Here is an 18,220-nt window from a genome sequence, read left to right on the forward strand (position 1 = left end):
GAAGGCGCCCTTCAGCGGCTCAGACCGACTGAAGGGCGCCTTCGGTCGGGGCTCATAGTCGACGTATCCAGACGCGGCACTAGGCTGCGGCCGGCTGGGTACGCGGGATTACGTCCAGCGGCTGGCGTAATAACTTGCGGGCAGTGCGATCTCGTGGACCTTCTGCCCTGGTTGGGGGGCCTCGATGCACCGTCCATTGCCGATGTACATGACAACGTGTTGCGGATCGCCGTTGTTGAACCGCGAGGCAGGGAAGATCAAGTCGCCTGGGCGGAGGTCCTGGGGTGCCACCTTGGGCAGCTGGTTGTATTGTTGCGAGGCGGTGCGCGGAATCTTCACCCCTGCCTGGCCCGCTGAATATTGCATGAGGCCGGAACAGTCGAACTCGTCGGGGCCCTCCGCGGCCCACACGTACGGCCTGCCGATCTTCGACTTCGCGACCGCAACCGCTCGGTCTGCGGCGGGCGTCGCCCCAGCGGCGCCCTGCTGGGCCTGCTGGCCCGCGATGTTGTGCAGATACTGGTTGCTGAGCTGGTTGATGGCCGCTGCGGTCTCGCTGGCGTTGCCGTTCGTTGCTGAGACGATCGTGTGCGCCTTTTGCAGTGCGGCGGTGAGGATTTGGTGGACGCGCTCATGTCCGGCCTTGGTGTACGCCTGGGTGCCGACCTCGGCGAGTGCCACGTTGACCTCGCGGATCAACTTGTTCATCGCCTCCTTGTCGACCTGGTTGTTGCCGGCGAGGCGGGTGATGTAGTTCACCAGTTGGTTGTCGAGAGTGTTGAAAGCGTTGGCGGCATTGTTTTTCCAGAGTTCGTCCGCCTTGATCGCGTCGGCCGTCTTGCCGCCGCCCGTCTCGCTGATACCGAGTTCCTTGCGTAGCTCGGCGATTCGGGGATCGTCGGTGGGGCCGTCGCCGTAGGCCGCGGCCAACAGCTTCAAGACCTGCATTGCCCGCTGCGCCTCAGGAGTCAGACCGGAATTGCTGATCTGACCGGCCGCGCCAGTGGAATTGCCGTTCCCGGCACCGCCGCCCGCCAGCCCGGCGAGCGCCTGACCGATCATCGGCAGCGCGGCCATCGCCATGGTGCCTACCCCTAGCGCGGTCGGCGCCCACTGCGCGATCGTCTCCGCATCCGGCAGCGGGATCGCGGGCATGGGTGGGGGCGCGGCCGCAGACGGTGGGGGAGCCTCAGGCGGTGGCGGGGCGCCGCCCGGCGCCGCGGCGATCGCAGGTCCGGCCGGCGCGGAATCCTTTGCGCCGGGTGCGGTTGGCGCGACAAGAGGCGCGGCGGGGCCAGGCGCGCTACCTGGCGGTGCGGGCGTCGCACCCGGTGCTGTGGTGGCGGGCGGATTCGTGCCTGGGCCTTGTTGTCCCGGACTGGTTCCGTTGGGCGCGCCTTGGCCAGGTCCGGCGACGCGCGGTCGTTCGGTGGTCCCTGACTTCTTCGCTTCCTTGTTGCCTTCGGCGTCCCCGTCGCCATGACCTTCTTCGGTGGCCGGTGGTTCGGGATCTACCAGCCAGAGCTGCTCGGGGGAGGTCATTCTCGTGCCGCCGGTGTTGTGGTGGTGGCGCCGATTGTTCGCCGTGCGGAGCGGTGCGAGCTCATCGGGTGCCTCCTCCTGCTCCTGCCCGGATCGTTCGACCGAACTCGGTGGTCACAGGCCGTTCGACAGACGTACTTTCTGATACCGATCATCCTGACCGGTGGCGCTCGCACATCCGTTCCCATCGTTGGGAATCCTCGACAATATTGGGCATGACGAGCCCGTGGCAGGCACACCGCCGTAGTCGATGTGGCCGCCCGGAGGGTGGCCCGATGGTGGTGGTGCCTCGGGTGCACGGAGAGGAGTTCTGATGGGCTTTTGGGAAGGCTTCGCGGATATCGCCGGTGACGTGCTCGAAGTCGCGTTGCCAACCGTTGGCACCCTGTTCGGTCCTGGTGGTCGTCTCCTCGGTGGAGCTTTGGGAAATGTGATCGATGAGGCGTTGGACGGTGACATCGACAGTTTCGGAGACTTCGCGGAAGCGGCGGGTATGGGCGCGGGCGCGGCGTTGTTTGGTGGAATGCTCGGTGGTGCGGCTGGCAAGCTCGTCGGGAAGGCCATTCCCGCTCTCCGTGGAGCGACCACTGATTCGCTCGGCTTTGGTATGAAAATGAAGACCCCTGACCATTGGCAATTGGAACTGGCGATCCGTGCTGGGCAGACTCTCGTGAATCCGCGTGCGCTGGGCACGGCTCTCGGCGCCGGTGCTGGAAATCTGGCGTTAGACGGATTTCTTGGGGAAGACAAACCTGTAGCGCTATCTATTCCTGTGAAGGCCATCCCAGACCTCGTGTAGTCGCCAGTGCTGCGTAGCGACTCGGAAGGAGGTAGTGGCGTGGCGGAAATGCCTGAGATTCTCGGTCCCGACCGGGAGGCGATAAAAAATCAGTACCCAGATAATCCTGAGCTTGTTTATGGTGATAATACCCTGGACTTTCTCAAGAAGATGGTACCTATCGTTCGTGCATGGTACGACGCATTCAGCCCCGGTTCCCAGGCCCCTCGGCCCACCCAGCAGGATCCTCCTCAAGTGGCTGGCCCCCATTCCAATTTTGATAAGTATGAGGAGAAGTCCGGGGAGCTGAAAACCGCGTTCCATGATCTCAAGAGGAGCGGTGATGCATTGGATCCCTTGCTGGACAGCGTGGGAAAAGTAAACCTCGATGGCGTAAAAAGTATCGAGGCGCTGATCCGGAGCATGAACACAAGCGCGAAGACGCCGCCTGCGCCACTGAAAGAGGATGACCACATCCTCGGCTACGTCGCTGTCGCTCTCGATGTGGGGGCAAAGGCGATGGACGTGGCGATTAAGAACATCAACGATCTGGCCGTCAGGTTTCCGCAGGTCAACCCGAACGGTAACCCCAACACCACCCCCAGCGCGCCGCAGCAACCACCGCAGGTGATCACGCTGCAGCAACCAGCTCCGCCGCCACAGCCGCAGCCACAGCCACAGCCGCAGATTCCGACGGCGCAACAGCCGAGCTCTCAACAGCCCCCGCGTATTCCGGGGCTGAACGACCCGACCACCAAGCCGCCCAGCAATTCTGAGGCGTTGGACAAAGTCAACCGAGCGCTCGACAGCCTTCAGAATCAGGCCCGCAATGCGCCGTCGTCCCAAGTCAGCCCCCCGCAGTCACCGTTCGGCTCCGACATGGGCATGGGCGGGATGGGCATGCTCGGGCCGCTGATGAACGCCATGAACCAGCGGCAGATGGCTGATCCCTTCATGAACCAGCGGCCACCCGATCCGCGACGCTACGACCAGCCCCCGCCCGCGCCCCCCAAGCAACAGCAGGCTGCCGCACCACCGGCCCCGCAGCAAACGGCCAAACCCGGAACGCCGACTGCTCAACAGATCTCGAACGCGTCCTCGACGCCGAACACGTCCAATGGGCAACCCGGCACGACGCCAGCGAAGGGTCCCAACGCCGACGGCAAATGGGTGTTCACCTATCCCGCGCCCGACGGACGCTCGCAGGAGGTGTCGCAGATGGTCTATGAGGCGCTCGGGGTGGCGTTCGTCGACAAGAGCGGTGGTGGCGCGATGCACGCCTACGAGAAGACGAAGGCCAAGTGGACCGACGACAAGCAGATCGGGAAGCGTGTCGATCCCAACGAGTTGATGACCGGCGATGTCGTCAGGTGGGACAAGCGCACCGCGCTGCTCGTGGTGTTCCCGCCTGACCAGGGTGGCACGGTGGAGGCCATCGTCAACGGCGAGAAGAAGCCGCTCGCCGACCTGTTGGCCAAGGACACCACCGAGTTCGGCGAGTTTCTCGGGTACGCGCATCCGGCGGGCATCGAGCTGGCCGCAGCGGGCGGCAAGGACTCGAATGCGGCGATGGTCGACCCCGCCAACGCGATGCCTGCGGTGACCACCGCGTGAGCGAAGTGTGAGAGGAGGCTGCCATGGCAGGTCTGAACGTCGATCCCGGTGAACTTGTCACGGCCGCTTCGCAATTGGCAGAGGCGGCGCGGGCGGCGGGCGGGGTGCTGCCGAACGGTTGGGTGCCGCCCGCGGGCGCCGACCCGATCTCCCAGGCGACGGTGCCGCGGCTCAATGCCCAGGCCGCCGCGCTGTACAACGGTGTGCTCACATTGCTCGACCGAATCCAGCGCACTGCCAGCGATATCGGCGTTTCGGCCCAGGAATACACGCGGGTCGACGACGATCAAGGCAGGGCCATCGGTGGTCGTGGCGGGTCGCTGGTCACCAATCCGGTCGGCGCGATCACGCCGCTCGCACCGCGGCGCCCGCCCGGCGCGACACCGCCGACCGGGAGCGTCTCAGTCGACCCGCTGATCTTCGCCGAGCAATTGCGCGCGGGTCCCGGTCCCGGCCCTGCGGCCGGATACGCCGATGCGCTACGGACTTTCGCAGCCGCGCTGGAACTCGGCATCGGCACTCAAGTCAGCGGCGCCGCGGGCGCGATGCACAATTGGACTCCGACCGGCACCAAGGCGGCCGCGGTGCTGGAAAAGTATCGCAGCCAGCTGGCTCAGCTGACGGCCGGGCTCGGGTCGCTCGCCGACGACGTCGACAACTACGGCAGGGCATTCGGTACCGCGAAAGCCAAACACCCTACGCCGCAAGAGATCAAAGCCACGCGCAAGGAACTTGTCGCCGCAATGCGGTCCAAGGACGAGGTGCGCATCCAGAAGGCGCTCGCCGAATTCCAGGAACAGAAACTGCGCTCGGCCGAGACCGTTACCGGCTATTCGGCCACGGTCGAGGCCGATGCACCCGAGTCGACGGCCAGAACCGCCGCCGCGTCGAACGTGGCGGCGGCCAACGGCAATGGTGGCGCTGGCGACATGAGCATGCTCAATTCGCTGCTGCCGACAGTGATGAGCGCGCTGTCGGGGGCTGCCCCGTTGAGTCAGCTGGCGAATCCGCAATCCGAATACGCGTCCGACTACCCCTCCGACTACTCCGACTATGGTCTGCCGGACTATTCGAACGCGGGCATGCCCGGCATTTCCGATTCGGGCGTACCGATGGACACCAGTGCAGGCTTCCCCGACCCGAGCTCGACCAGCGATCAGTTCAACGTCGCGTCGATGCCGACGGTCGCCTCCACCGGCACCCAGAGCGCGAACTCGAACCCGATGCCGCGCGCGCCGGCGATCGAGCCGCTGGCCGGATCCCCGGTCCGCGGCGCGAATCCCGCGATGTCCTCGCCGATGATGCCGTACATGCCGATGGCTCCTGGGATGGGGCAAGCCGGTGGCGGCAACGAACGCAACCGGGTGGTGGCCTGGCATCCCGACCGACTGATGTACGTCGACGACACACCACATACCGAGCCGGTGATCGGGGAGCGGCCGAAGATCGCGCCGACCGTCACCCCGGCGACCCCGGCACCCGCACAGAATCCCTCGCAATCCGGAGGTCAGGCATGAGTGATATTCACCCCGACGTGCAAGCGGCCCTCGACGCCGCCAGGGACCTGCGGCACCGAATCGCCGAGCTACGGGAGCGGATCGACGGTATCCGGGCCCGCAGGCCTGCGCTGGACGGCTCGATCATTCCCGAGGTGGATGCCATGGGCAGGCTGCTCAATCTGTATCTGGCGCCGGGCACGGTCGATCGCCACACCAGCGACGAGCTGGTCACCGAGATCATGGCGGCGATCAGGGAGAGCACCGCCGACGCCGCCCGCCAATACCAGGTGATCATGGACACCGTCCCGACCGATCCGGCCGAATTCTCCACTGCCACATCCGGGCAGCAGCCATGACCGAATCCGGCGGCGTCACCGTCGCCGATACGGTGCGGTGGCTGCACGAGGAAGGCCTGGTCCGGTTGGCGGGGATCGGCGCGCGGGCGTTGAATCCCCTGGTCGCCTACACCATCGACGTGGCAACCGGCACCGTGTCCGCGCATCCGGATACCGGCGGCGAGGTCGGCGCGGACGTGGCGACGCTGGCCGCCGACGACCTGCCCTTCCCGGTCGGAACCCCCAAACGCCTGACTATCGTCGGCGTGACCACGACCGAATCGGTTCTGGTCGTCGATCTCAGCGAGTTGCGCCGCATCGCCATTCACGGCGATCGCCCCGAGATGGCAGCGCGCGCTTGGGCCATGCAACTGCTGCTCAACCCCGACATCTCGCTGACCACCAACAGCGCCGACCTGGTGATCGCCGGAAGTCCGCGCTGCAAGCAAACATTCATCCCAGGCAGCGGCTCGACCGTCCTCAACGTCGACGACAAGCACCCGCCGGTCACCACCGTGTGCTTGAACCCGGCCACGGACGAAATCGACCATCTCGACCTCACCGAGAACGGCGGCGAGCTGTACCTCGGCGCGCGGTTCTGGCAGTTGCGCCAGATCATGCGCATCACCGACGACGCGTGGACGGCATTGGCCGCCAGGCTGCAGGCGCCGCAGGAGGAGGCGTCGAGCAGTCCGCCAAAGCCCGACCGCGTATCCGCGCCCGACGAAAAGCTTTCGGAGAGTACGACATGAGTGATATCGATCCCCTCGATCCGGATACCCCCGGCGCCGACGAGCCGGACTGGCGCGCCATGGTCTACGAGGTATTCAATCCCGACCACACCGCCGGTGTTGCCTGCAATCGTGACGGCGAAATAGTCGGGCTGCACATCACCGACGAGGGCAGGGACAACGGCGATGCCTGGCTGGCCGCCGAACTGCTGCGGCTGGCTCGGCTCGCCCACGCGAAATCGCGCGTCGGGTTGCGCGCCGAGATGGCGTACAAGGGCACGCTGCCGTCCACCATCGACGCGTTCGATCTGCCGACCGAAGCGTCGTACCGGGCGATGGAACAGGCCGAGTTCGGCGCGAATTCACCTTGAGCGAGGCAATCCCAGGCAGGCAGGACCAACCATGCTGGATATGGATGACCCGTCCGAGGTGCTCGCGGCGGCGAGCCGCTTCACCGGCGCGATCGGCGCGGCCAACGGGCAGGTCGCCCGAGTCGCGCAGGCGTTGACGCCGCGTGAGCATCCCGGTTCTGCCATCGACGACGCCCTCGTCGACCGCGCCGCGTGGGTCAGGGCCACCTTCGAAAGGGCGCTCGCCGTGAGCGGCGCCCGCGCGGCGGCCGTTTACCGTCGCGCGCTGGTCACCGTGCGCGCCCTCGAGGATGCGGACGCGGTGGGTGGCGTGCGCATCGCTGGATCCGAATCGAACTGAGGCTTATGGAACCCGAGCGCCAGAGTCCCTACTGGACCGAGATCGTGGGTGACAACTGGCCAATGATCGCTCCCGCCGAATGGCGCGGCATGGCCGCTGCCGCGCGGTCGGCCGCCGCGACGCTGGACGTCGGCGCCGCCGAACAAGCCAGGAATGCCTTCGATCAGCACGTTCGTGCGAGTGCGGGGTTGCAGTCGGTCAAGGATCAGATGCGGTTGTTGCAGCCCGATCCGCAGTCATTCGCCGATGCGCTGGTCGCGACCGCGGTCGCGTTCGAGGACTTCGCGGATCTCGTTGCGCGAACCCGTAATCGGATCCTCGACATCGCCGCCGCCGCCACCGGCCGGATTGCCGAGGCGAGCGCGGCCGCCGACGACGAGCGAGGGGCAGGCGACGCCGCCGAGCCTGCCGCGGCGACCGCGGGCATCGTGGCCGCCGCGCGGGCCGAGGTCCGCGATGTGGTGCGCGGTGCGCTGAGCGCGATCGGTCCGGTGGGGCTGCCCACCCTCGACCTCGTCTCCGACACGCTGGGGCAGCCGGGGCCATGGGACGATCGAAAGTCGTTGTTCGGTCCGGGGACTCAGGCTGCTGACCGGCCGCCCAGCGCAGTCAGCCCGAACGATGAAGTGTCGCAACAGAGTGACCCGCGCGGATCGATCGAGTCCGGCCCGTCGCTCACGTCGTCGAACGGCGAAGCGCGCGATCGGATTACCGCGCCCGCGGTGTTCGGGCCATGGATGGTCGATGGTCAACCGTCCGAGCGCACGCCGGTCGGCGCGCCCCCCGCGGTACCGGTGCAGTCGACCGGACCCGCCGGTGTTCCGGAGGTCGGTGCGGCTCGGGCCGAAGCGAGCGTCGACCGCGGCGCCGCGCCGGTCGATCATCCTGTCGCAGGCGACCCCGAGGCGGCGGCAACGTCGCGTTCGACCGGCGGCGTCCCGGAATCTCGTGCTGCCGAGCGCAATACGGAGACACCGGGACCGGGCGATCAGGACGACACCACCTCGGTTCAGCCCACTGTTGGTCCAGCTCCCGCGGCCGGAATCGCCGCCGGTGCGGTCCCGATAGCGGCGGTCCTCCCGTTGCTGCCGCAGTCAGGTTCGCCCGCTTCCCCTGGAAGCGCTACTGCGGCTTCGGTGTCCGTCGGTCCAGCCGACCGACCCGGTCGCCTGCCCGCCCCGCTCGCCGATCAGCGAGCACCCTCGGTGGATCCGAGGGCGCTAGGCGCGAACGTGACGGCGGACGCGAACACCCCCGGTTCGGGTGCCCGCGGGCCACAGTCCAAAGTTCCACCAACACAACGGGATCCACTGCCGCCGGGGGCAGCCGATGGCAGCGATACGATGCGCGACGCGGTGGCCGCCGCGATGGCCGCTGCGGCGGCTCCCACGTTCATGGTCGGCGAACGTGTCGACGGGGACCTGCAATTGGCTAGGACTTTGCTCGCGGACGTGCTCGCGGTGAGCGAGCCCATCGCGCCGTGGTTGCGCTGGGCGGTCGCGGTGCTGCGGCACTCCGGCGGCGTCAGCGCCTGCGTGACATCGAACGAGGGCAGAGGCTGGATCCCGGCGGGCATCTTCCTGCCGAATGCGGTGTCGACCCCCTGGGTGTGGGCGCTGGCCGACGATTCCGCCTGGGAGGCGGTGGCGGATCCCGCGCGAATACTGGCCGAGTTCGGCCTGGCGTGGCGCCGCAAGTTCGGCGGTCGGCTCACGGCATTGGCATCCTCCGCGCCGGTCGAGGAGCGCCTGCTCGAACAGCTGCCCGGTGTATCCGTGGTGAGTCCGGTGCCTGCGGCGACCGTGAGCACGCTGGCCGAGCCGGGATCGGACCTGCGCGACCGGCTCGGTGTGGTCGGCTCGCGGCAGTTGCAGGATCGCGCTGCCGCGGTACCGCCGGAGCTGATCGGCGCGCGCGTGTTCACCTTGGCCAAGGATGCGCACATCCGGGTCGGCAGGGCCGCGGCCGATCAGACGGAATCGCTGGGGGCCCCGGCACTGCGCGCACGCATTCTGCGCACCATCCAGAAAGGTGTTTCGGTACCGGAAGAATGGTGGGCCGAGCTCCGCGATGTCGACGATCTGCTCGCCGCATCCGTGCTCGCAGGCCAGGTCGATGTGACCGGAGTGTTGTTGGGGGAGTTGCGGTCCGAGCGGGCCGGTCTTTCCGAATCAGGGACATCGGCCCCGCGCGACCTGATATTCGAACGGCGCTGCAATGAACTGGTGCTGCTTTCGGCGAATGCGGCGAATCGGCAGCACATGCGTGACGCCGTATACGCGCACGCCCAAATTCTCGGGCACCCATTGTTTGTGGACACCGCGGAATCGGCGTCCGAGGCGAATGGCCGACGGCCGCGCCGGGTGATCAGCACCCGGCGGGAACGCTGACCGCCCACCAGTGGGAAGAGCAGACAATGAGTGCGTCGGCGGTGGGAAAGGATCTGATGGGACATGCCGGAAAACATCGACATCGACCCCGCAGTGCTGCGTCAGCTGGCTAGCCAGCACGACCAGGTCGCGGCCGACACCAAAGAATGGGCGAAACAACCCGAGGAGTGGCTCAAGGCCTTTCCGCAAAACTACGGCACGATCGCCGATCCGGTCCACAAGGCGCTGCTCAACTACTACGGCGCACGTGAGCGTGCCGGTCTCCAGCTTGCGGCGGAGCACACGCGCATCGCGGAGACGTTGCGCTACTCCGCCGACACCTTCGAGAATGCCGACCGAGATCTCGGCTCGAACATCAAGCGCGCGGGAGACGGGCCAGACAGCAATGGGTCCCCGCACGTCGGCCCGCTTCCGCTCAACGGCGGTGGGCCCGTAGCGCCGAACGCGGCGCCTGCCCCCGGTAGCCGACCGGGCGACGCACCGGCGACAACGGGTGCACCTGGCAGCTCGAACGGTGCACCGACGGGTACGGGGCCGGCGAACGGTCGGCCGAGTGGGCTGCCGGATTCCGGAACACCGGATTCCCGCGTCGCCGCGAGCTCGACCAACGGCACCTCGGCGCCCGTGTCCTCCGCCGCACCCGCCGCACCCACGACGCCGGTCAGTGCCGCGTCAGGCACCGTGCTGCCCCCGCCGGTCACCTCCGGGCCCGGCGTCGGTGGTTTCGGTGGCATGCTTGGGGACGACCGATCATCAACGGCCGCAACGGCAAACGGGCAGCCGCCAATGGTGCCGCCGATGCCGGTGCCGACACCGTTCGCCGCCGCGGTGGCGCGGGCCAGGGACAAGGACGCCGAGCCGGACTACGTGCTCGGCAACGGGACCAACGACGATCTGATCGTTGCCCGAACACTGCTGCAGAGTGTGCTGGCCGCCGTGGATGCCGAGGTCGGCATGGGGTTCGCGGTCTCGGTGATGCGCGGGTCGGAAGGCATCGGCGTCTTCATCACCTCCAACGAAGGCCGAGGGTGGCTGCCCGCGGGCTTGTATCTGCCCCGCGAGGTGTCCACCCCGTGGTTGTGGGACGAGATGCTTGGCGAGACAAGCGGATCGCCGTGGGAAGGCATTGCCGATCCGGCGCGAGTACTGGTGGAATTCGGCATGGTGTGGGGACCAAAGGCCAATGCCACACTGTCGGCGCTGGTCTCGTCCGGCCCGATCGATCCGGGTTTGCGCGCTCAACTCCCCGAGGTCGCCGTCGCGGGCATGGTCGGCCCCGCCGACATCGCGGACCTGCGCCAACCGGGTGTGGACATGTCCGACCGGCTCGGCATTGCCGGAACCATGGACTCGCTGAAAAGCGCAGCCTCCGTGGCAGATTCGGCGCTGCGGGCGCGGCGCACCGAACTCGCCCTCGACGCGCACACCAGAGTCGGGCGTAACGGTGCGCCCGCGGTCGAGGCGGTCGAGGCGCGGCGGCTTCGTGAGCAGATCCTGGCGTTGGCGCAAGCCGAACAGCCGGTGCCGCACCAGTTGTGGGAGGACCTGCGCGACGCGGACGGTTTGTTGATGGCCTCGATGCTGTCGTTGCGGGTGGATGTCGGCCGGGTCGATGTCGGCGCCTTGCGGATCGACGACGAGGTTTCGGCGTTGCGCGCGTTGGTATTCGAGCGTCGCTGCAATGAGTTGGTGCTCATGCTCGGCGCCGAGGCGACCCGGCAAACCCTGCGTGATGCCGTGTATGCGCATGAGCAGATCGTCGGACACTCGAAGTTCGTCGAGCTGCCCGCCGCAGTGGCCGCGGCCGAGACCACGCGGGAGACCGGCGTTGCGGTCGACGCAGGCGCGGTCACCGCGCCCGGCGTCACCACCGGGCCGCCAGCGGGCGTGATCACAGCACCTGTGGTGACGCCGCCGAACGGAAGCTGAGCTGAATGACGGAGACGGGAACCACCAATCCGCCACCCCCGCCGGTGACGACTACTTCGGCTCCACCCCCGCCGGTGACGACCACTTCGGCTCCACCCCCGCCGGTGACGACCACTTCGGCTCCACCCCCGCCGGTGACGACCACTTCGGCTTCACCCCCGCCTGCGACGACTACTTCAACGCCTCCGTCCGTGACGACGACCGGGACAGCACCGCCACCGCCCGCGACGACAACGACACAGACACCTACGACAACGCCGGGACCGACACCGCAACCGCCCCCGCCGCCCCCGGCAACGCCGCCCCCGCCCCCGCCGCCAGGTCCGAGTGACTCGTCAAAACTAACCGCAGGCAACGCCTTGCCCGCCGACGGGCTGAAGAACGGCGATTACAGCCTGAAGATGGTGGACGGGAACCTGGTGCTAGCGGGTCCCGATGGCCGCATCTGGGACTCGGCCACCAACGGCAAGGGTGGCTCGCTGTTCTTCCGGTCGGACGGATCCTTCGATATCAGTGTCAGTGGTCCGTACGGTGGCTACTCGATCTGGCAGAACGGTCTGAAGCTGCAGAACGTCGGCAGCTTGCAGCTGACCGACAAAGGCAAGCTTGTCATTCTCGACAAAGCGGGCAAAGAGATTCACGTCATCGCGGCAGCGGATGGCAAGAGGCACTACGGCGCCCCCAGCGTCCACGTCCCGACCGGCTCGCCGCAGTGGTTGAGGTCCTTGATCGATGCGATCAACACCTGGCTCCGGAAGTGCTACGACACGATCGGCGCACTCAAGCAGGGCGACACCGACGAGTTGTTCAAGATGATGACCGGTCAAGGCTTGCTTGATCCACGCAAGGAGAAAAATACCGGAAAACTGGTCGAACAGTATTCGAAGAAGGGCGATTACATCGTCGGTGTGAAGAATCAGCTGCAACAGGGTAATGCACAGATTCAGGTGCTTTCCTTGGACCAGATACCGCAGAAGATCGGTCAGACTCGGGGCAAGCTCGACGGGATCGTCGACGAGCTGAACGACAAGCTGAGTCATCTCGATCCCGAGGCGGTGATCACCGGCAAGGAGATGAAGCCCGCCGCGGCTGCCACGGCGGTCGACTTGCTCTATCAGGCGGTCGGCCGTGTCAAGAAGGAGCTGGACGCAGCCAACGCTTTCATCGCCGAGAAGCAGCGGGAAGTATCCGACAATGTGCCGCCCGGCAGCACGGGCACCGACCCGGGGCCAAGAAACAGCCTGCCTCCCGTGACCGATTTCCTCAGTTCCACTGCGCCACTTCAGGACATGAAGCCCCTGTTCGAGGACCTGCTCCCCGGTGGGGACCCGACGAAGAAGCCGACTACGGGCGGCTCGGGCCTCGATGCACTGCTCAAAGAGCTCGGCGCTTCCTCGGCCCCTTCGACGAACGGGAGCGGTGGCGCGCCTACCGGTGGCGGGCCTAATCCGCTCACCGCGTTGATGGGAATGCTGCCGATGCTGCCGGTGATTGCGCAGCAGGTGTTGAGCCAAATGCGTCCGCGGAATCCCGAGCAAGAGCGCAATCCCAACCCGAACGATCCGAACCAACCGAACCCCGGAAATCCGGGCGAGGTGCCGCCCGGCGCGCCCGTGAGCGACACCGCTCCGGGCGCACCGGTCACCGCTGCGCCTGCCACGCCACCGCCGCCACCGCCCGCAGGACGGAAGCCCTGGGTGGATATGAAGGTGGAGAACGTGCAACAGAAGGTTCCCGAAGCGGTGGCACGCGCGGTGAACAAAGAATTCAACGACCCGAACGGGATTGACGCGCGCGACGCGTACTCGAACACCTCGGGGCAGGAGACCGAAGACAAGCCGTGGAAGAAGGTCGACGGGACTCCCGCAACCGGCGACATTGTGGAGTGGAGGAATGTCACTACCGGGGAAAAGCTTTCGGGCATCGTGGTGGTGAACGGTGACACCATTCAGTTGGTCACGCACGACAAACTCGTCCCGCTCGACTTGCAGAACCCGCCTGCGGCAGGCAGTGGGCCTTACGAATTCGTCCATTTCCTCCACCCGTCGGGTGTCGACGGCGATGAGGAACCGGCGAAGAAGCCGACCACTCCGCCGAACATCAACGCAGTCGCACCGCTGACGCCGGCCCCACCGTCGGCACCTGCTACGCCGACCCCGCCGCCGCGCAAGTGACCGAATCGCGCAGGAGTGCACCAGATCCCAGCGCATCGGCAGACTCGATCCACACATCGGCATGCGAATCCCGGATCGGCAGGCTCTGCCTCACGTGCCGGGTACGAATCCCGGATCGGCGGATACCATTTCACGTATCGGAGTACGAATCGCGGATCAGTAGGCGCGATCTCATGCGCTGCACGCGAATCCCACACCAGTAAGCCAGATTCCACATATCGGCACGCCAACTCTGGATCGGCGCGCACGATCCGACGGTGAATCACGCATGCCGTATCGGCAGACCGGTCGAGCCTGCTCGTGGGTTCCGAAGCCGGATGCTTCAGGCGCGCACGTCAGGTGTGGCGGGTTGATCCGCTCGGCGTGGCTGATCGCCAGGTACTGCCGGAGCGCCGGGCCTGTCGGTGCCAGGCGCGGGCGGTGGTGCGGAATTCGCATGCGGCGCAGCGGGATCGGCCGACTTCGGGGTGTTCGGTGCGGCCGGATCTCCGGGTTTGGGTTGCGCACCCTTCTTGTCGGCCTCGGCTTGGGCGTTCTCGTGTTGCTTCAGCAATTCGGGCACCAACGACAGCAGCGGCGTCGCGGCCATCGGGATCATCGCGAGCAACGGCAGTAGCGACGACAGGATGTCGGGACCGCCGCCAGCGCCGCCGGTTCCCGCCGCGGTGTCGAGCAAGCTCGGACTGCTATTCTTCGCGTTCGATTCCCCCGCGATCTGGGTGTTCATTCCGTAGGTCGACGAAACCCGTTGGAACACCTTCTTCACCGTTGCGGCGATCTCCGTCATGAGCGGCGCCTCGAGTGTGGCGCGGGCCTGAGCGGTGCCGGCCGCAACCAGCCCGGGTTCGGCGGCCAGTAGTACGGCATTGAGGTCGTCCACATATTTCTGAATGTCGCGCAGAGCCTGGTTTCCGCCTCCGGCGACGACGATCGAGGTGGTGGCGACCTGCTGGTCCATGGTCAGCAGCTCGGAGCGGCGGGCGCCCGTATTCGCGAGCGCGTCGAGATATTCGATGGTCGCCTCGCCGTCGCCGGGATTCTGGTGCGGCCTCGCCGGAGGCAGTTGCGCGGCGCGCGGCGGTGGGCTCGGTTCAGCACGGCCCCACAGTGCGACCGCACGTTGAATGGCGGCCGAGCAACTTTCTATGAACTGCACCAGCCTTGGTGATGCGCCTTTCGGTGTGTACACAGCGACAGCGCGCGACGCGGCATTCCCAGCGAACACCGTCTGCGCACCGGCAGGATCGGCAGCGGTGGTCGTATTAGTCACCATTGCCGATATCCACCTCCCAGAATTTTCCTCATTCGATTGTCTCCGCTTCCCGATAATGGGAAGCGGAATCCGGGTGTGCGGCGCATGGATGCCGTTCGGTTTCTGTTTGGTCCCCAGAATTGGGAAGCGGAGAGTTTTCACTGGTCTCACAATGTGTAGACCGGAATCTGGAGGCGATCGTGATGCGCACGAGCGAGACGGCCGAATGTCGCCGGACGTGACTGGCGATCTGCAGGCTCTTCTGCGAACGATGCTCGGGCTCTACGGGTCCGGGCAGCCGGCCCTTGCCGACGTGTCGGCAAGCCAGTCCGAGTCACGCACCGCCGACCTTACGTCGCTGGCGGGTCTCAACGTCAAAGACTATGCCGGTCGGCTGGACATGCAGAATGCCGTCGCCGCGTCGCAAGCGGACCGGGACGGTGTCGTCCACACCGCGGTCGGTTCGACCAGCGACGGCACCGTCACCGGCCGCGGCAAGCTGGCCCATCAGATCGCCGATTTCGACTCCAGGGTTCAGGCCATCGCCTCGATCGGTGACTCCCGTTTCACCGGGCCCGCATTGCTCGCCGCGGCGCAGAGCACGATCGGCAACGCCACCAAGCAGGTGAGCGCCGATATGGCTGCGGCGCAGCGGCAAGCGGCGCAGATCATGCCGCCGACCGTGCCGAAGACAGTGATACCTGCGCCTCGCCAGGCCGTCACCAGGAGCAAGGCAAGGAGCAGGCATCGACCGCGGCTCGGATCGCCGCAGCGGCCTCGTCGCCGTCCTCCGATCCCTTCGGACGGCACTGCGGGGGGAGCGGCCGTCAGCGCCGCGAGTGGTTTCCTCGGCGCGAAATATGTCTGGGGTGGTGGCGGCGCGGGCGGCCCCACCGGCGGCGGTTTCGATTGTTCCGGTTTGACCCAGTACGCGATCGCCCAAGCCACCAACGGCGAGTTGATCCTGCCGCGCACCACCTACGACCAGGTACACAGCGGAGTTCGGGTGCATCCGCAGGATGTGCAACCCGGTGATCTCGTGTTTCCGGCCAGCTCGTGGAGCTGGAAGGGGCCCGAGCACGTCCAACTTGCCGCGGGCGGCGGCATGGTCATCGAGGCGCCGACTTTCGGTGTTCCGGTCAAATGGTCGCAGATGCCCGACGATGCCGTGGTCATTCGAGTGTTGGGGTCCCGCAACGGAAGACAGGTGTAGCCGGGGGTGTCCATCGAACTTCCCCACGAAGTGGCGGTCGTCCTCAACTTCATGGGCGTGCCGTGGCCGGACGTGGACGAAGACGACGTCCACAATCTCGCGCAGGACGTCCGCACCTTCGCCCAGAACGTCGCGAACACCCACGATTCGGCGACAAGCACCATCACCGACATGGGCACCGTCTATTCCGGACACTCCTATTCGGCGTTGCTGGCCAGTTGGGGCCGGATGAGCAGCACCCATATGGCCGACCTCGATCAGGCGTGTCGAACGGTCGCCACGGCGCTGGACATGGCGGCCAATGCCATCAGCCTGATCAAAGTGGTGGCGATCGCCGAAATCACCGCACTGGTCGGCACTTTCCTGGTTGTGCTCGCCACTCCAGGGGGAGGCCCGCTAGCTCCTTTGCTCTCGATGGCGGCGCGCAAAATCGCTACTCAGGTGGAACAGTCCATCGTGGCGTACGTCCTCGCCGAGGTCGTCGCCAAGGCACTGGAGCCGTTCGAGAAGGCGATCGACGACATGATCAAGGGACTGGCGTACAACGCGGCCAGCGACGTCTTGGACGTGCCGGACAGCTCGTCCAAGCAGACCTTGTATATCGATCCCAATGAGGTCCTTCGCTACGCAGGCATCCTCGACTCCCATGCCGACGACATCCTGCAGCATGCCGCCACCTTCGCCGATTCGGTGGCGACTCTGGACTTCTCGATGTACGGCGGTCCCGACGCCCCAGTCGTCGCGACCGACGCTGGGTCCGGTCCCCCGCTACGCTTGCCGCTCGATCTGCCGTTGCTCAGCGTTCCCGACGGCCCCAAGTCGCTGCTCGCCTCGGCCGACGCCGACCCGGACTTGCCGCCGACCGGCGGGTGGATGCCCGGCGCCACGGTGTCGGGCCTTGACGCAAAATCGGACGGACTGTCCGCGCTTCTCGCGCCATCCGCTGCGAAAGCCGGGCCGGGATCGGATGTGGAATCGGCTGCTGTGCTGGGTGGTTCGTCGTTCCCGCCAGAGCCGCCAGCCGGCGGATTGCCCGCGGCATTCGCACAGGGCGCCGACGAGCATACGCCTGGACCGGATCGCGTACCGGGCGACGGCGTGCCGCTCGGTGCGTCGTCCGGACCGGATGCTCCAGGGCCCCTTCCGCCGGACGAGCGTGCCATCGGACCACTGCTACCCCCCACCGGTCCCACGCCGCCGATGTCATCGAATACCTTTGGCGGACCGCTCATTCCGCCCGTTGATGCGGCTGGTCGACTGCCGGGCGTCGGTGACGGCAGTGCCCATGCCGCGCCGCAACAAGGTGCACCACAACAGGGCTCGCCGCAACAGGGATCGCCGGGTGGTCGCGGTACGTCCGGCCCTGCTACGCCGTGGGCCCGCGCGGCCGGGCTGAAATCGGTGAAGGACAAGGCCGCGAAGGCACCGACCCCGCCACCGGTCACCGCGCCTGCCGATGCCGGATCGGGCCGCACCCCGTGGTCGAAGCCCGATCGCGCCCCCGACGCGGCGAAGGTATTCGCGCCAGGCGGTCGTAAGCCTGCTGAGTCCGACGCACCTGAAAACATCGATGGACCAACAAAGATCAGCGCTCCGGCAAAGTCAGATGCACCGGCGAGGTCTCGGGAGCCGGCGAATTCCGACGCCCCGATGAGGTCCAGGGAGCCGGCGACGCCCGAGGGCGTCGCGACGTCCGAGGGGCCGGCGACGTCCGAGGGGCAGGCGACGTCCGAGGGGCAGGCGAGATCTGAGGGGCCCGCGAAGTCTGAGGCTGCGACGAAGTCTGGGGAACCGGAGAAGGCCGAGGGACCCACGAGGTCTGAGGGGCCCTCCCAGTCCGACACCACGGCGAAGTCCGACGGCACGGCGAAGTCCGACGGCACGGCGAGGTCTGGGGGATCGGCGAGGTCTGAGGGACCCGCGACGTCTGATGGACTGGCGAGGTCGGAGGGGCCCGAAAACCGCACCGGCGGAAATGAATCGACTGCTGCGGCCGCCCGTCCTACGGTGATGGCTCCGGAGGGTCTGCGCCGATGATCCGCGTCGACCCCG

Annotated in this window: 14 protein-coding genes; 12 read left to right on the forward strand and 2 right to left on the reverse strand. The window is 66.8% G+C overall.

Translation table 11 applies throughout. The features are described 5' to 3' along the window. Nucleotides 1–108: 108 nt before the first annotated feature. The gene (locus tag NA11_RS00580) at nt 109–1,542 is read right to left on the reverse strand and encodes a C40 family peptidase (RefSeq protein WP_084653843.1); all 1,434 of its coding nucleotides are present in this window, start codon (nt 1,540–1,542) and stop codon (nt 109–111) included. Nucleotides 1,543–1,855: 313 nt separating this feature from the next. Here NA11_RS00580 and NA11_RS44535 point away from each other — a divergent pair, with 313 nt between their 5' ends. From NA11_RS44535 to NA11_RS00630, 10 genes are all read left to right on the forward strand, one after another. After that, nucleotides 1,856–2,341, forward strand: coding sequence for a hypothetical protein (locus NA11_RS44535; protein ID WP_141717298.1), 486 nt, complete (start codon nt 1,856–1,858; stop codon nt 2,339–2,341). Between the two features lie 39 nt (nt 2,342–2,380). Continuing rightward, entirely contained in the window at nt 2,381–3,934 is a 1,554-nt protein-coding gene (locus NA11_RS00590) for a hypothetical protein (RefSeq protein WP_141717299.1), read from the forward strand. Between the two features lie 23 nt (nt 3,935–3,957). Next, nucleotides 3,958–5,451, forward strand: a complete 1,494-nt coding sequence (locus NA11_RS00595; RefSeq protein ID WP_069159709.1) for a PPE domain-containing protein — start codon at nt 3,958–3,960, stop codon at nt 5,449–5,451. Then, nucleotides 5,448–5,789: a YbaB/EbfC family nucleoid-associated protein gene (locus tag NA11_RS00600; RefSeq protein ID WP_069159710.1), complete on the forward strand. Its 342-nt coding sequence runs from the start codon at nt 5,448–5,450 to the stop codon at nt 5,787–5,789. The genes NA11_RS00595 and NA11_RS00600 overlap by 4 nt, the downstream gene beginning before the upstream one ends. Beyond that, a complete protein-coding gene (locus tag NA11_RS00605; RefSeq protein WP_069159711.1) occupies nt 5,786–6,520 on the forward strand; it encodes a hypothetical protein in 735 nt (244 codons plus the stop codon). The genes NA11_RS00600 and NA11_RS00605 overlap by 4 nt, the downstream gene beginning before the upstream one ends. Then, a complete protein-coding gene (locus tag NA11_RS00610; protein ID WP_069159712.1) occupies nt 6,517–6,870 on the forward strand; it encodes a hypothetical protein in 354 nt (117 codons plus the stop codon). The genes NA11_RS00605 and NA11_RS00610 overlap by 4 nt, the downstream gene beginning before the upstream one ends. A gap of 31 nt (nt 6,871–6,901) precedes the next feature. Continuing rightward, complete coding sequence (locus NA11_RS00615) at nt 6,902–7,210, forward strand: hypothetical protein (RefSeq protein ID WP_069159713.1); 309 nt, start codon at nt 6,902–6,904, stop codon at nt 7,208–7,210. Nucleotides 7,211–7,272: 62 nt separating this feature from the next. Beyond that, a complete protein-coding gene (locus NA11_RS00620) occupies nt 7,273–9,600 on the forward strand; it encodes a hypothetical protein (protein WP_141717300.1) in 2,328 nt (775 codons plus the stop codon). A 63-nt stretch (nt 9,601–9,663) separates the two neighbouring features. Continuing rightward, a complete protein-coding gene (locus NA11_RS44540; protein ID WP_069159715.1) occupies nt 9,664–11,529 on the forward strand; it encodes a type VII secretion target in 1,866 nt (621 codons plus the stop codon). A 359-nt stretch (nt 11,530–11,888) separates the two neighbouring features. Beyond that, entirely contained in the window at nt 11,889–13,703 is a 1,815-nt protein-coding gene (locus tag NA11_RS00630; protein ID WP_069159716.1) for a hypothetical protein, read from the forward strand. A 322-nt stretch (nt 13,704–14,025) separates the two neighbouring features. Here the strand turns inward: NA11_RS00630 and NA11_RS00635 are convergent, their stop codons facing one another. Then, entirely contained in the window at nt 14,026–14,976 is a 951-nt protein-coding gene (locus NA11_RS00635) for a hypothetical protein (RefSeq protein WP_069159717.1), read from the reverse strand. A 250-nt stretch (nt 14,977–15,226) separates the two neighbouring features. On the opposite strand from NA11_RS00635, the gene NA11_RS00640 reads away from it, so the two are divergent. Together NA11_RS00640 and NA11_RS00645 are read left to right on the forward strand one after the other, a co-directional pair. Beyond that, on the forward strand, nt 15,227–16,168 hold the full coding sequence (locus NA11_RS00640) for a C40 family peptidase (RefSeq protein WP_245745639.1): 942 nt from the start codon (nt 15,227–15,229) through the stop codon (nt 16,166–16,168). A gap of 6 nt (nt 16,169–16,174) precedes the next feature. Further along, nucleotides 16,175–18,205: a WXG100-like domain-containing protein gene (locus NA11_RS00645; RefSeq protein ID WP_141717301.1), complete on the forward strand. Its 2,031-nt coding sequence runs from the start codon at nt 16,175–16,177 to the stop codon at nt 18,203–18,205. Nucleotides 18,206–18,220: the final 15 nt, after the last annotated feature.

Source organism: Nocardia altamirensis NBRC 108246 (assembly GCF_001612685.1).
Classification (GTDB): domain Bacteria; phylum Actinomycetota; class Actinomycetes; order Mycobacteriales; family Mycobacteriaceae; genus Nocardia; species Nocardia altamirensis.